The organism is Pseudomonas sp. CC120222-01a, assembly GCF_003097235.1.
Classification (GTDB): Bacteria; Pseudomonadota; Gammaproteobacteria; order Pseudomonadales; family Pseudomonadaceae; genus Aquipseudomonas.
The window spans coordinates 26985-40623 of sequence record NZ_QEQQ01000027.1; the positions used below are offsets into that span (position 1 = coordinate 26985).

Genomic DNA, 13639 nt, shown 5'->3' on the forward strand with positions numbered 1-13639 from the left:
CGGCCCAATGCTGGAGGTACTCCCTGTACCCCTAGGCCACTCCGATCCTGCAACAATCAGAACAGCCCGGCCCCCTGGTCATGCGCTGCCCCTCCTCGGGGCGGCGCATCATAGAAGCGAGAAAGATAAAAAGGTTCCGCTTCCATTACATGACAGCGCGTGACCGCTGGTCAGTACCAATTCGGGTCACGCTTGAGTTGCTCCTGCAACATCGCCTTCATGCCGTCGTCCGGCTTACCCAGCCAGCGGTACTGCGCATGGCGGGTTGGCGACTTGTCACTCGGCAAGCCTTCGGGCACTTCCACCAGCATCCCGTAGGCGTCGTCCTTGTCCCAGCTGAAGGCCACGATCAGGCGCTTGTAGGTGCAGTTCTGAGGTGACTCGCACAGCGGGCCGACCAGATACTTGTCGCCGTCTTCGGTCACTGCAGACATCTGCTCCTGACCGCTGCCGCTCAGGTTGATAACCCAGTCAGGCAAACGTTCCTCGCCCTTGATCGTGTCTTGCCAGGTTTCCCGGTATTCGGGGTCCGAGCCGAGCAACTGCTCGACCCGGACCTGGCCATCGTTGGCCGCCAGCACCGCTGCACTGCCGCCCAACATCACGGCGGCGGCAGCCAGGGCTGTACAAAGCTTCCTGCTCATCTTCAACCTCGACCACGTCCAAAGAAGAAGGAGGCTACGAACAGGACCAGGAAGACAATGAACAGGATCTTCGCGATACCCGTAGCGGCGCCAGCGATACCACCGAAGCCAAGCACAGCGGCGACAATGGCGATGATGAGGAAAGTGATAGCCCAGCTCAGCATGATGCTTCTCCTTTCTTTTTGAAAATCGGTGCGGCCAGCGTCTTAGAACACCCAGCGTTGCTGGGGCACGACGTTATCCACAGTGGCCGGCGAAGTATTGGCGGCAGGCCGCTGCTCGACCGGTTCGGTTGCCTTGACCAATGTATTGGCCCGTGTCGACTGGATCTGTGCCAGCAACGCAGTCTGCGCTGCTACCTGATCGGCGAGCCGGGCGGTCTGCCAGCTGTAGTAGAAGAGGCCGGCGGCCAAGGTCAGCAGCAACGCCATCCCAAGGAACAGGAACTGGCGCACGGGAAGTGCGGCATTGAGCGAGCGGTTGACGGATGGGCGGTTCATGCCGGCTTCTCCTGCTGTAATTTTTCTGTTCAAACCTGAACAAGTAATTGCAGCCTGCATGCCAGCCCGCCAATCCAAATAAAATGCTTATAAATCAATTAGTTATCTGCATAGCACAACGCCGTTGAGGACGTATCCTGCACGATGCCCCTGCTGGCGTCGTGCGAAATGCACGATTCACCCCTCGACCTTGGTCGCCACTTTGAGCAGATCGGCGTCGACGCCCCGCACGCCGATGATCTGCCTGGCGATATCCACGGCGATGGTCTTCTGCTCGCTGCTGACCACCTCGCCAGTGAGCCGGACCATGCCTTGTTCGCTGGCCACCTTGATGTTCAGGCCGTCCAGATTGCGGCTGAAGCGGAAGCTGGTCTGAATCTTGTCGACCACCCAGCCGTCGCTCGGCTGCGGCCCGCTCGAAGCGTCAACCGGTGTTTCCCTTGCCTTCGCCATGGCCGCGGTATCCATGCTGACGAGGTTGTTGACCAGGTGCACGCCGTCGGTGGTGCGCGCCACCACGCCCGCGAGCTCCTTGGCCTCGGCACTGTCGACTTTTCCACGCAAGGTGACTACGCCGTCTTCGCTTTGCACCTCGATAGGTGATTTCTCCGTAGCCTTGCTCCACAGCAATCGGGCGCGGATCACTGCCGCCAAGGTCGCATCCTCCAGCCGCTGGGCGTAGGCACGCAGCTCCAACGGGCGCTCGACCAGTTCGGCGTTGACCCGCAACTGGTTGTCGACCTGCTCGATACCCCGTGTGGCCAGGGCCACCTGCTCGGCCAACTCGCGCTCGACGCCGTTCTCGACTTCCCCGGAAAGGCGAGCCCGCTGGCCATCGACCTCGACCTTGATGCGGAACGGGTTGAGGATCCGGTTGAGGGTTAGCGCAGTTTGCAACGCCCCCTCCAAACGAGCGTCCTGAACAGGATCGGCGAACACAGGTGTGCAAACGGACAGCAGGGCGGCCGCCAACACGGCCATTCGGGTGGTAGGGGACACGGGTGTACCTCCTTTTAGTTGGCAAAAGCAGAAAATCATCGCAACCAATGTGCCAGCGCGCTGCTCTAAGAAAATCATCGAGATATCCGGCGTCACGGTTCAGTTTGGCCATTGGCTAGCATGCAAAGGACAGATTCCTTCACAATTGACCGTGCAACTTGCCCGATTTTTCCCACACTAATTGAAGATCTACCCGAAGGAGCGCAGGAAATGGAATCAGCCCAGGACAACCAAGGCCGCATTCTGCTGGTGGATGACGAGTCCGCGATCCTGCGCACCTTCCGATACTGCCTTGAAGACGAAGGCTACAGCGTGGCCACGGCCAATAGTGCTGCGCAGGCTGACGCCTTGCTGCAGCGCCAAGTGTTCGACCTGTGCTTCCTCGACCTGCGCCTGGGCGAGGACAACGGTCTCGATGTGCTGGCGCAGATGCGCATTCAGGCGCCGTGGATGCGGGTGGTGATCGTCACCGCGCATTCGGCGATCGACACTGCCGTCGATGCCATCCAGGCCGGCGCCGCCGATTACCTGGTCAAACCCTGCAGCCCTGATCAGTTGCGTCTGGCTACCGCCAAACAGCTGGAAGTCCGCCAACTCTCGGCGCGCCTGGAGGCCCTTGAAGGCGAAGTGCGCAAACCCAAGGACGGCCTCGACTCGCACAGCCCGGCGATGATGGCCGTGCTGGAAACCGCCCGTCAGGTGGCCACCACCGATGCCAACATCCTCATTCTCGGCGAGTCGGGTACCGGCAAGGGCGAGCTGGCCCGTGCCATCCACGGCTGGAGCAAGCGGGCCCGCAAAGCCTGCGTGACCATCAACTGCCCATCGCTGAATGCCGAACTGATGGAAAGCGAATTGTTCGGCCATACCCGTGGGGCGTTTACCGGCGCCAGCGAGAGCACCCTGGGTCGCGTCAGCCAGGCGGACGGCGGCACGCTGTTCCTCGATGAAATCGGCGATTTCCCCCTGACCTTGCAGCCCAAGCTGCTGCGCTTCATCCAGGACAAGGAATACGAGCGGGTAGGCGACCCGGTTACCCGCCGCGCCGACGTGCGCATCCTCGCCGCGACCAACCTCAACCTTGACGACATGGTGCGCGAGAACCGCTTCCGCGAAGACCTGCTATACCGCCTCAACGTCATTACCCTGCACTTGCCGCCGCTGCGCGAGCGCAGCGAGGACGTCCTGACCCTGGCCGACCGCTTCCTGGCCCGCTTCGTCAAGGAATACTCGCGTCCGGCCCGTGGTTTCAGCGACGAGGCGCGCAGCGCGCTGCTCAACTACCGCTGGCCGGGCAACATCCGCGAACTGCGCAACGTGATCGAACGCGCCAGCATCATCTGCCCTCAGGAGCGTGTGGAAGTCAGCCACCTGGGAATGGGCGAACAACCGGCAGGCAATGCGCCTCGGGTAGGCGCAGCCTTGAGCCTGGATGAGCTGGAACGTGCGCACATCGGCGCCGTGCTGGCTACCAGCGACACCCTCGATCAGGCTGCCAAAACCCTCGGCATCGACGCCTCCACGCTCTACCGCAAGCGCAAGCAGTACAACCTGTGAGGCTGCCGATGAAGCTGCGTACGCGGCTGTTCCTCAGTATCTCGGCCCTGGTGACCGTGGCCCTGCTGGGCTTGTTGCTGGGGTTGGTGAGCGTGCTGCAGATGGCCACGGTGCAGCAACAGTCAGTGCGCGAAACTACCAACGCACTGGAAGTGGGCCTGAAACTGCGGCAGAACCTCGGCGAACAACTGACTCTGCTACTGGACGAAGACACCGCTCGGGACAACCTGCGCCCCCTGCAGGACAATTTCCAGGAGCTGCTCAACCAGGGGCTGGCGCAAGGCGGTGAACGCACCGGCTTCAGCAAGGCCAGCAGCAACTACCAGGCCTTCATCCAGGCCTACCGCGACAGCCCGGCGCCGGCCCGCAGCATGGGCGTGGAACAACCACTGGGCGCGGCATTCAACCAGGTGCGTACCGACCTGATCGATTCGCACAAGCAAGCCCTCGATCTCATGACCCGCAGCGAAGAGCACACCCGTGACCGCGCCTTGCTGGTCAGTGGGGTACTCGGCCTGATGGGGCTGGTGGTGCTGGTGCTCGGTTTCGTCACCGCGCACAACATCGCCCGCCGCTTCGGCCAGCCGATCGAAGCCCTGGCCAAGGCCGCCGACCAACTTGGCAAGGGGGATTTCGAAATTACCTTGCCGGTCACACAGGCCATCGAGCTCAACCAGCTCACCCGCCGCTTCGGGCTGATGGCCGACGCCCTGCGCAAGCACCAGGCAACCAATGTCGATGAACTGTTGGCAGGCCAGCAGCGTTTGCAGGCCGTGCTCGACAGCATCGACGATGGTTTGCTGATCATCGACCGCCAGGGGCACCTCGAGCACCTCAACCCGGTCGCCCAGCGGCAGCTGGGCTGGAGCGACAGCCGGGTTGGCAGTGGCCTGGCCGAGGCCCTGCAGCGCCCGGAGCTGGAGCAACAGCTGCGCCAGGTACTGCGCGGTGGCAGCCTGGATCGGCCACCGGAAGACCTGAGCATCGAGGTTGATGAAGAATCTCGCCTGCTGACCTACAGCCTGACCCCGGTCAGTCATCCGCAAGGGCCGATTCTGGGTGCGGTGATGGTCTTGCACGATGTCACCGAGCAACGCGCCTTCGAACGTGTGCGCAGTGAGTTCGTGCTACGTGCTTCCCATGAATTGCGCACCCCGGTCACCGGGATGCACATGGCATTCGGCCTGTTGCGTGAACGGTTGAAATTCCCGCCCGAGGCTCGCGAGAGCGATCTGCTGGAGACCATCGGCGAGGAAATGCAGCGCCTGACCCAGCTGATCAATGACCTGCTGAATTTCTCGCGCTACCAGAGCGGCTTGCAAAAGCTCGAGCTTGCCCCATGCGCCATCGACGAACTGCTCGACAGGGCGCAGGCACGCTTCAGCGAACAAGCCGCCAACAAGCAGATCGAACTGATCAAGGCCCTGGAGCCACCGCTGCCGCGTATCCAGGCCGACGTGGCGCAACTCGACCGGGTGCTGGACAACCTGCTGCACAACGCCATCCGCCATACCGCCAGTGGCGGGCGCATCCGCCTGCATGCGCGGCGGCACGCGGAGCGGGTGATCATCAGTGTCGAGGACAATGGTGAAGGCATTGCCTACGGGCAGCAGGGGCGGATCTTCGAACCGTTCGTGCAGGTAGGGCGCAAGAAAGGTGGCGCCGGGTTGGGGCTGGCACTGTGCAAGGAGATCGTGCAGTTGCATGGCGGGCGCATGGGCGTGTTTTCCCGGCCAGGGCAGGGCACACAGTTCTATATGGCCTTGCCAGCCTGAGCTTGCCCAGGCTCATGGCTCATCATCGATCCGCGCTCGCCGTGGCTGCCGGCCACGGGTCACCAGCTCGGCGAACTGCCGGGCATTGAGCGGATGGGCAAACAACCAGCCCTGCCCGTAATTCACCCCCTCGCTGTTGAGCAGCACCGCCTGCGCCTCGCACTCGATGCCCTCGGCAATCACCCGCAGGTGCAGGTCGTGGGCCATGCGAATGATGTGCGGCGCCACACCGCTGCTGGCAGCGTCGTGGCCCAGCGCATCGATAAACGCCTTGTCGATCTTCAGGCAGTCCACCGGCAGGGTCTGGAGATAGGCCAGGCTGCAATAGCCCGTGCCGAAATCGTCGATCAGCACTTGATGCCCGACCGCTCGCAGGGCTTGCAGGTTATCCCGAGCCACCACCACGTCGATCAGACCGCGCTCGGTGACTTCAAAGGCAATCTGGCTGGCCGCCACGCGGTGCAGCGCCAGCAGCCGCGCTGCCACCCGGCCAATACGCGGCACCATCACATCGCAGGCCGCCAGGTTCACCGATATATAAAGATTGCGATGTGAGCGCAGCAGCTGGCCCAGTTGCTCCAGTACCCGTTGCAGCACGAAATCGGTGATCTGACGAATCTGCCCGGTGTTTTCCGCCAGTGGAATGAACAGGTCCGGACTGGTCAGCGAACCGTCCGGGCGACGCCAGCGCACCAGGGCCTCGGCACCGACACAGCGTCGGCTGTCGAGCTCGATGATCGGTTGATACAGCACCTGCAGCTCGCCCCGGCGCAAGGCATTCTGCAGTTCCGAACTCATCGAACGCCGCTGCAGAATCAGCTGCAGCACCAGCCAGCCGATGCAGCAGGCCGCCAGCACACTGCCCGGGAATAGCAGCCAGAGCATGCCGTTCATGCGTAAAGGCAGGCTGGCCCGTGGTGCAATCAGCACCAGTTGGTAGTCTGGCGACTTGGTCGGCATGCGATAGACCAGCCGATCACGCAGCTCGAACAAGGACTTCTGGCTGGGCGGCGGCCAGCCACTGGTCGGCGGCCAGGCTTGGGGCGGGCCCAGCACAGGGATTGCACGGGTGCCGTTGTCCAGCACCACCAGCAGGCTGCCGCCTGGTGGCAGGTCGACCACGTCGGTCAGGTGTCCGCGTGAAGTAGAAACCAGGAAGTTGCCCCGCGCCAGCATCAAGGCAGCGAGGTTTTCGTTGGGTTCAGTGGTGGTATTGAGCCAATAGCTATAGGTCGGGCCCTGGATATCCGGCGCGCGCGTTGGCACGAAAGCCCTGGCCCCACCCCGGTTGGAGCAGGCGACATTGGCATCTACGTAGGCTGCTTCATAGATGAAGCGCGAACCCAGGCCGACCTGCTGCAACACAGAAATCATCGCCGGGCTGCAGCCGCGCAGCGACTGCGCCTGCAGTTCGTCGACGCCCTCGCGCAACTGGCCGAACACCTGCTCCAGGCGGTCGAGAAAGCGCTCGCCCTGGGCGTTCATCTGCGCGCTCTCGCTTTCCTTCATCTGCTGCAGCGCAATACCGATGCTGGCGGTCAGCAATACTGCGGCGCTGGCCAACGCTGCCAGGGAGGCCAGCATCCAGGGGCGGTAAAAAAATTGGCGCAATGCAGAAATCAGGGCAGACATGGGCAGCATCCAGTTGATTAACAAGGTATAGCAACTGGAATGAGAATCGGCTTTGCCGTTTGGCGCCCGAATGCAATTCGCCTTAACGCATGCGGTTGAGCACCGATAGCATGGCTGCGGTCTGCGCGTCCGGCATGCCGTCGAAACGCTGCGGGCGGAAGTGCATCTGGAAGGCAGCTATGACATTGCGCGTGGCGACATCGAGCTGCCCGGTCTGCTCGATGGCATAGCCAAAGCGCGCCAGTTCCTGCTGGTACCAGCCGATGGTCGGTGGGTTGACGTTGAAATAGGCCTGCTGGCGCGCTACGGCATTGGCTTCAGGCCAGACGCCGAGGCCTGCATCTGCCAGACGCTTCCAGGGGAACAACGGGCCAGGGTCGAGCTTGCGTGCGGGGGCGATGTCGCTGTGCCCGATGATGTGTCGTGGCTCGATGTTGTTGCGCTTGACGATGTCCTTGAGCAACGCGATCAACGACTGGATCTGCGCTTCGCTGTAGGGGTACCAGACGCGGCCCTTGGCCGTATCGTCGAACCCCGGGTTGACGATCTCGATGCCAATGGAGCTGGAGTTCAGCCAGGTGCGCCCCTGCCACTGGCTGTCACCGGCATGCCAGGCGCGACGGTTCTCGTCGACCAGCTGGTAGACCGTGCCCGGACCGTCACCGATCAGGTAATGGGCGCTGACCTCGCCATGGGTCAGCAATGCCAGCGAACGCTCCAGCGACGCGTTGGTGTAATGCAGGACGACGAACTGGATTCGGCTGTCCTGGTTGGCGGAAGGGTGGCTGCGGTCGATGCGCAGGCCGGTCGAGCAACCGGCCAGTACGAGCATCAGCAATGCGGAAATTAACGCTTTCATGTGGGAAGCCAAGCTGATCAGGCAGTAACGCAATAGCATAACGTATGCGCGTGCCTGCTACCCGTTCAGCTTTGTTCCACGCGGTTACGGCCTTGATCCTTGGCCCGGTACAGTGCGGCATCGGCACGCTTGAGCACCTGGTCGCCACGTTCGCCGGAACGGAAGGCGCTCAAGCCGATGGATGTGGTGATGACCACGCGTTCACCCTTGAAATGGAACGGGCAGGCCTCGATTGCCGCGCGTAGCGCTTCGGCAACCTGGGCAGCGGCTGCAGGAGACGTCTGCGGCAGCAACAACACGAACTCTTCGCCCCCGAACCGGGCGATGAAGTCACGTGGGCGCAGGCGCTTGCGCAACTGGTCGGCAACGATCTTCAACACCTTGTCGCCGGCCAGGTGGCCGTAACTGTCATTGATGCGCTTGAAGTGGTCCAGGTCGAGGATTGCCATGGCCAGATGGCCGCCGCTTTCCTGCCAGTCGAGCATTTCGCGCTCGACCTGCTCGGCCCAGGCTGCGCGATTGGGCAGCCCGGTTAGCGGGTCGATGAGCGCCTTCTGCCGTTGTTCCTCCAGGTGTTCGCGGTAGCCAAGCGCTTCCTGCTCCATGCTGGCGACCCGCTCGGCCAGGCCCTGCAGGCGTCCGGCAAGTTCCTGCTCGCGGCGATCACGCTCGTGCTGGTGTTCGTCCATGGTGCCAAGCAGTGTTTCCAGGCGGTTTTCCAGGATGTGCTTGAGGCTGTCCACATCCACGGCGCCCTGCACGCTGCTTTGCAGGCCATCGACCTGTTCACGCAGCTGGCTGTCCAGCTCGCGCGCGGCGGAACTGTTGTCGGCATGGCCGGCGCTGGCTTCGTGCAGGTGGCTCTGGAAGCTGTCGAGGCGTTCGTTGAGCTGCTGCAGGTAGGTCTCGAATTCGTGCTGGCCGCTGTCGGTGATCGCCAGCATGAGCACCGCCAGGTCATCGAGGACCGGGATCAGTTCATACCAGTTCAGCCCGCGTGCCACCCGCTCGCGCATTTCCAGGGCCTGAGCCTTGTGGCGCTCCGGCAGGCTGAGGTCGTCCAGCAGGCCGATCAGGGTCTGTTCGATGTGTGCGGCGACCTGACTGTACGGCGGCTCCACTGCATCAGGAAGGGAATAGGGGCCGTCCTCACCGAATACTTCTTCGAGTGTCGCCGGCACCGAGGCCACCGGTTGCTCAGGCTGGTCCTGCAGGTCGGGAGCTTCATCTGCTTGCGGTCCAGCTTCAGGCTGGACCACTACCGGTTGTTCAACGGTGTGTGGCTCTTCTGACACCTCCGGCTCGGCGACATGAGCAGCTTCCTCAGGCTCCGGGGCAGGCTCAGCGGCAGCCAGAGGTTGCAGCTCGTCCGCATCACGCGGTGGCAAGTCCACCAGCACAGGTCCATCCGGCTGCGGCTGGGGTTCGACCGGCGCAATTTCAAGCGCAGGTTGCGCAGCCTGGGCAGGCTCAGGCTCGTTGTCGCGGTTGCCGAACAGACGCTGCAGGAAGCCCGGGCGGGCCTCGTCATCCGGCTTGCTCAGCGACGAAAGGGCACGCCCTTGCAGGCCACTGAGTTCACCCAGAAGAGGCGGTAACTCACGTGACTGGGCGACCCCACCATCGAGCTTCTTCGCCAGTTTTTTCAGTGGCCGGGCAACTTCACCGGGCAGTGGCAAGCCTTGAAGCTGGGTAACCAGGGCGTTCAGGGCATCACTGACCTGATTCATACGGGTTTCACGGCGCTGCTCGGAGTCCAGCACCGCCTTTTCCAGACGCGGGATCAACCCGGCCAGGCCGGCGTCCATGTTGTCGCTGCGAATGACCTCGCGCATTTCCTTCATGCACTGGTCGACAACCTTGTCGCTGCCTTCGGCCGCCAGGGTGCTGCGTACCAGGCCACGGCGCAGCAGGTCGAGGCGCGCGTCCCAGCGGCGTTCGAGCTTTTCCTGCTGTTCGATGCTTTTAAGGTATTTTTCTTTCCAGCGCTCGGCTTCTTCGGTCATGCCTGGATCCGCGACGGGTAATGCATCTATGGGCTGTGTAATTAAACGCTGTCGGCGCGCCCTGCGAACACTTGAGGGCTTGCCGCGCTTTAGCTGATCTAGCTCAAGACCGGCAGCGTATCCACAGTCAGTGCATCAGGCAATCGGATCTCAACCGCAACGGGAAGATGGTCGGAAATCGGCTGAGCCAGGACCTCGACCCGCTCCAGGGTCAGGCTCGGGCTGAGCAGGATGTGGTCCAGGCAGCGCTGCGGGCGCCAGCTGGGGAAAGTGGCTTCGACCTGAGGCGCAATCAGGCCCAGATCGCGCAGTGGCGAATGCTCGAGCAGGTCGGTGGCGTGGGTATTCATGTCCCCCATGAGCACCTGATGGCGGTAGCCGCCAATCAACTCACGGATGTAGCCCAGTTGCAGGGCGCGCGTCTTGGCGCCCAGGGCCAGGTGCATCATGACCACGATCAGCGCATCTTCACCCTCGCCAAAGCGCACCAGGATCGCACCACGGCCGGCCGGGCCGGGCAACGGGTGATCTTCGAGCAGTTGTGGCTTGAGGCGGCTAAGTACGCCATTGCTGTGCTGGGCAAAACGCCCGAGGTTGCGATTGAGCTGCTGATACCAGTAAGGGAAGGAACCCAGTTGGGCTAGATGCTCTACCTGATTGACGTAGCCAGAGCGCAGGCTGCCGCCATCGGCCTCCTGCAGGGCCACCAGGTCGAAGTCGTTGAGCAACTGGCCGATTTTCTGCAGGTTGCCAGCCCGCCCGGTGTGCGGCAGCAGGTGCTGCCAGCTGCGGGTCAGGTAATGCCGGTAGCGCTCGGTACTGATGCCGACCTGGATGTTGAAGCTGAGCAGCCGCAGGCGACCATCCTCGGGCAGGCCAGGGGCCTGCAGGTGATGCTCGTTGACCTGCGGCTGGTGCAGGCCAATGCCACGCGTAGTTCTGAAGCGGGGCATGGGGTACGCCGCTTACTTAGCGGCGCGCTCCTTGGCGATCAGCTGGTCGGCAACGTCCAGCACGCCGTCCGGCCCGCCGGCGGTACCCAGGTCGAAGCGGTACTTGCCGTTGACCACCATGCTCGGTACGCCGGTGATTTCGTACTTCTTCGCCAGTTCCTTGGCCTGGTTGACCTGGCCCTTGATGGCGAACGAGTTGAAGGTGGCGAGGAACTTGTCCTTGTCCACGCCCTGGGTGGCGAGGAAGTCGGCCATGTCTTTCGGGTCGGTCAGGCGCTTGTGCTGGTTCTGGATGGCGTCGAATACGGCGGCGTGAACCTTGTGCTCGACACCCATGGCTTCGAGGGTCAGGAACATCTGGCCGTGGGCGTCCCACGGGCCGCCGAACATGGCCGGTACGCGTTTGAAGTTGACGTCCTTGGGCAGCTTCTCGACCCACGGGTTGATGGTTGGCTCGAAGTGGTAGCAGTGAGGGCAGCCATACCAGAACAACTCGACCACTTCGATCTTGCCTGGCTGGGATACCGGAACAGGGTTGCTCAGCTCGATGTATTCCTTGCCGGCAGTGGCAGGCTCTGCGGCCTGGACGGCAGTCATCCCGAAGACGCTGGCAGCGACCAGCGCGGCGCTGAGAATCAGTTTACGCATGCTTTACTCCTGAGCATTCATTGGTCGCCTCGACGCGACCTGTGCTGTGACCGGTGGCGAAGGGCCCGAGTTCTGTAGTGTAACGGCTGCGGACAGAAAAAAGGGCGGTCTGCGCCGCCCTTTCATCTTTAGCGTTACAGCATTAACCGAATGTTAATGCAGGCCCTGGATGTAGCTGGCCAGCGCTTCGATCTCATGGTTGCTCAGCTTGCCAGCGATGGTGCGCATGGTCATCGCATCGCCGTCGTTGGTGCGGTTGCCTTCGCGGAAGTCGGTGAGCTGCTTGGTCACGTACTGCGAATGCTGGCCGCCCAGGTGCGGGAAGCCCGCGAGGGCGATACCTGCGCCGTTGGGCGAGTGGCAACCGGTGCAGGCAGGCATGCCTTTTTCCAGGTTGCCGCCATTGAACAGCGCGCGGCCGCGCTCGACCAGCTTGGGATCGGCGGCACCAACGCTGCCTTTCTGGCTGGAGAACCAGGCGGCGATATCGGCCAGGTCCTGGTCACTGAAGTTGGCCAGCATGCCGGTCATCTCCAGTACGGTGCGCTTGCCCGACTTGATGTCGTGCAGTTGCTTTTCCAGATAGCGCTGGCCCTGGCCGGCCAGTTTCGGGAAGTTCGGCGCCAGGCTGTTGCCGTCGGGGTTGTGGCAGGCACCACAGACGGCTGTCTTGGCCTGGCCAGCGGCGGCATCGCCTTTGATGGGTTCCGCAGCAGTGGCCGCACCTGCGACACCCAGGGTCAACAGCAGACTCACGACTAGTTTGTTCATCAGCTAATCCAACACGGCTAAGGGTGAAATGTTATGTATCGGGACTGCCGCTCATCCAAAGGATGACCAAACGGTAGTCCTCGGCACTGCAGTCCATGCACAATCCACGCGGCGGCATAGCCTTGAAACCCTGGGTAACATGCACCACCAGTTGCTCCATGCCTTGCGCCAGCCTTGGCTCCCACGCTGCCGGGTCACCCTTCTTGGGTGCCTGTGGCAACTGCCCGGCGTGACAGGCCGCACACGTGCGGTTGTACAACGCCTCGGGATCCTGTGTAGCCTGTGCGCTGTAAAACGGCAGGAACATACCGACAGCTAGCAGCCATTTCGCCATGCGAAACGACCTGACAGGGTTGGGGGACGCGCTGCGTTCTGATGCGCGAGCTATTGTTCGACACCCCATGCCCATTCCCCTTCGCTGGGAGAATGAGCACACAAAAACTGGGGCATTATATACTTCCGCCATCCAAACGGAAACGACACCGCTTGCCGGCCTAGGCTTTGGCAACACCCACATCGGAAATCCCATGCAAGTCAATAACCCCATCCTCGGCCTCTGCCAGAGAGCCAAATTCGCCCTCAGCGCTGCCAAGGTCGAACAATGCCCGGACGACCAGGGTTACGAGGTGGCTTTCGCCGGCCGTTCCAACGCCGGCAAATCCAGCGCCCTCAATACCCTGACTCATGCCAGCCTGGCGCGTACCTCGAAAACCCCAGGGCGCACCCAGCTGTTGAATTTCTTCAGTCTGGACGATGAAAGGCGTTTGGTCGACCTGCCGGGCTACGGATATGCAAAAGTCCCGATTCCGCTGAAGCAACACTGGCAGAAGCACCTGGAGGCCTACCTGGGCAGCCGTGATTGCCTGAAAGGCATCATTTTGATGATGGATGTGCGTCACCCGATGACCGACTTCGACAAGATGATGCTCGACTGGGCCAAGGCCAGCCGCATGCCGATGCACATCCTGCTGACCAAGGCCGACAAGCTGACCCATGGCGCGGGCAAGAACACGTTGCTCAAGGTGCAGTCGGAGATTCGCAAGGGGTGGGGTGACGCGGCGACCATCCAGCTGTTCTCGGCACCCAAGCGCCAGGGCCTGGAAGAGGCCTACCGGGTGCTGGCGGACTGGATGGAGCTGGAAGACAAGCCAGCTGTTTGATGGCCGTTCACTGATCCTGTGGGAGCGGGCGAGCCCGCGAACCTGGGCGAAGCCCAGGCCAGACACCGCGCTGGATTTTTCGCGGGCACGCCCGCTCCCACAGTGTTATTCGCCAGCTGCAAGTCAAATTCCGGG

At 62.4% G+C, this 13639-nt stretch carries 14 protein-coding genes; 3 read left to right on the plus strand and 11 right to left on the minus strand.

Features of this window, described 5'->3' with window-relative positions; translation table 11 throughout:
- Positions 1–170 precede the first annotated feature (170 nt).
- The 4 genes from N430_RS25190 to N430_RS25205 all read right to left on the minus strand — a co-directional run bounded on the left by N430_RS25190 (position 171) and on the right by N430_RS25205 (position 2125).
- Positions 171–644, minus strand: a complete 474-nt coding sequence (locus N430_RS25190; RefSeq protein ID WP_110639525.1) for an inhibitor of vertebrate lysozyme family protein — start codon at positions 642–644, stop codon at positions 171–173.
- Positions 645–646: 2 nt separating this feature from the next.
- The gene (locus N430_RS25195; RefSeq protein ID WP_003252966.1) at positions 647–808 is read right to left on the minus strand and encodes a DUF1328 domain-containing protein; all 162 of its coding nucleotides are present in this window, start codon (positions 806–808) and stop codon (positions 647–649) included.
- A gap of 42 nt (positions 809–850) precedes the next feature.
- Positions 851–1144 carry a hypothetical protein gene (locus N430_RS25200; RefSeq protein ID WP_110639524.1) on the minus strand — a complete coding sequence of 98 codons (294 nt, stop codon included), beginning with the start codon at positions 1142–1144 and terminating at the stop codon, positions 851–853.
- A 177-nt stretch (positions 1145–1321) separates the two neighbouring features.
- Positions 1322–2125, minus strand: a complete 804-nt coding sequence (locus tag N430_RS25205; protein ID WP_371922797.1) for a BON domain-containing protein — start codon at positions 2123–2125, stop codon at positions 1322–1324.
- Positions 2126–2353: 228 nt separating this feature from the next.
- Here N430_RS25205 and algB point away from each other — a divergent pair, with 228 nt between their 5' ends.
- Together algB and N430_RS25215 are read left to right on the plus strand one after the other, a co-directional pair.
- Positions 2354–3700, plus strand: a complete 1347-nt coding sequence (gene algB, locus N430_RS25210) for a sigma-54-dependent response regulator transcription factor AlgB (protein WP_110639522.1) — start codon at positions 2354–2356, stop codon at positions 3698–3700.
- Positions 3701–3708: 8 nt separating this feature from the next.
- Complete coding sequence (locus tag N430_RS25215) at positions 3709–5475, plus strand: KinB sensor domain-containing domain (RefSeq protein ID WP_110639521.1); 1767 nt, start codon at positions 3709–3711, stop codon at positions 5473–5475.
- A gap of 12 nt (positions 5476–5487) precedes the next feature.
- Here the strand turns inward: N430_RS25215 and N430_RS25220 are convergent, their stop codons facing one another.
- From N430_RS25220 to N430_RS25250, 7 genes are all read right to left on the minus strand, one after another.
- Positions 5488–7107, minus strand: coding sequence for an EAL domain-containing protein (locus N430_RS25220; protein ID WP_027917195.1), 1620 nt, complete (start codon positions 7105–7107; stop codon positions 5488–5490).
- Positions 7108–7189: 82 nt separating this feature from the next.
- Positions 7190–7966, minus strand: coding sequence for an N-acetylmuramoyl-L-alanine amidase (locus N430_RS25225; RefSeq protein WP_110639547.1), 777 nt, complete (start codon positions 7964–7966; stop codon positions 7190–7192).
- A gap of 65 nt (positions 7967–8031) precedes the next feature.
- Positions 8032–9972, minus strand: a complete 1941-nt coding sequence (locus N430_RS25230) for a diguanylate cyclase (RefSeq protein ID WP_110639520.1) — start codon at positions 9970–9972, stop codon at positions 8032–8034.
- A 98-nt stretch (positions 9973–10070) separates the two neighbouring features.
- Positions 10071–10925 (minus strand): endonuclease/exonuclease/phosphatase family protein, encoded by an 855-nt coding sequence (locus N430_RS25235; protein WP_110639519.1) that lies wholly within the window; start codon positions 10923–10925, stop codon positions 10071–10073.
- Positions 10926–10937: 12 nt separating this feature from the next.
- Entirely contained in the window at positions 10938–11573 is a 636-nt protein-coding gene (gene dsbA, locus N430_RS25240) for a thiol:disulfide interchange protein DsbA (RefSeq protein WP_110639518.1), read from the minus strand.
- Positions 11574–11726: 153 nt separating this feature from the next.
- Entirely contained in the window at positions 11727–12344 is a 618-nt protein-coding gene (locus tag N430_RS25245) for a cytochrome c (protein ID WP_079230207.1), read from the minus strand.
- Between the two features lie 31 nt (positions 12345–12375).
- Entirely contained in the window at positions 12376–12678 is a 303-nt protein-coding gene (locus N430_RS25250) for a cytochrome c5 family protein (protein ID WP_110639517.1), read from the minus strand.
- Between the two features lie 193 nt (positions 12679–12871).
- On the opposite strand from N430_RS25250, the gene yihA reads away from it, so the two are divergent.
- Positions 12872–13504, plus strand: coding sequence for a ribosome biogenesis GTP-binding protein YihA/YsxC (gene yihA, locus N430_RS25255; protein WP_110639516.1), 633 nt, complete (start codon positions 12872–12874; stop codon positions 13502–13504).
- The last annotated feature ends 135 nt before the right edge of the window (positions 13505–13639 follow it).

Coding starts and splice junctions, on each gene's coding strand:
- N430_RS25190 (WP_110639525.1), bottom strand. CDS start 644: ATGAGCAGGAAGCTTTGTACAGCCCTGGCTGCCGCCGCCGTGATGTTG.
- N430_RS25195 (WP_003252966.1), bottom strand. CDS start 808: ATGCTGAGCTGGGCTATCACTTTCCTCATCATCGCCATTGTCGCCGCT.
- N430_RS25200 (WP_110639524.1), bottom strand. CDS start 1,144: ATGAACCGCCCATCCGTCAACCGCTCGCTCAATGCCGCACTTCCCGTG.
- N430_RS25205 (WP_371922797.1), bottom strand. CDS start 2,125: ATGGCCGTGTTGGCGGCCGCCCTGCTGTCCGTTTGCACACCTGTGTTC.
- algB (WP_110639522.1), top strand. CDS start 2,354: ATGGAATCAGCCCAGGACAACCAAGGCCGCATTCTGCTGGTGGATGAC.
- N430_RS25215 (WP_110639521.1), top strand. CDS start 3,709: ATGAAGCTGCGTACGCGGCTGTTCCTCAGTATCTCGGCCCTGGTGACC.
- N430_RS25220 (WP_027917195.1), bottom strand. CDS start 7,107: ATGTCTGCCCTGATTTCTGCATTGCGCCAATTTTTTTACCGCCCCTGG.
- N430_RS25225 (WP_110639547.1), bottom strand. CDS start 7,966: ATGAAAGCGTTAATTTCCGCATTGCTGATGCTCGTACTGGCCGGTTGC.
- N430_RS25230 (WP_110639520.1), bottom strand. CDS start 9,972: ATGACCGAAGAAGCCGAGCGCTGGAAAGAAAAATACCTTAAAAGCATC.
- N430_RS25235 (WP_110639519.1), bottom strand. CDS start 10,925: ATGCCCCGCTTCAGAACTACGCGTGGCATTGGCCTGCACCAGCCGCAG.
- dsbA (WP_110639518.1), bottom strand. CDS start 11,573: ATGCGTAAACTGATTCTCAGCGCCGCGCTGGTCGCTGCCAGCGTCTTC.
- N430_RS25245 (WP_079230207.1), bottom strand. CDS start 12,344: ATGAACAAACTAGTCGTGAGTCTGCTGTTGACCCTGGGTGTCGCAGGT.
- N430_RS25250 (WP_110639517.1), bottom strand. CDS start 12,678: ATGGCGAAATGGCTGCTAGCTGTCGGTATGTTCCTGCCGTTTTACAGC.
- yihA (WP_110639516.1), top strand. CDS start 12,872: ATGCAAGTCAATAACCCCATCCTCGGCCTCTGCCAGAGAGCCAAATTC.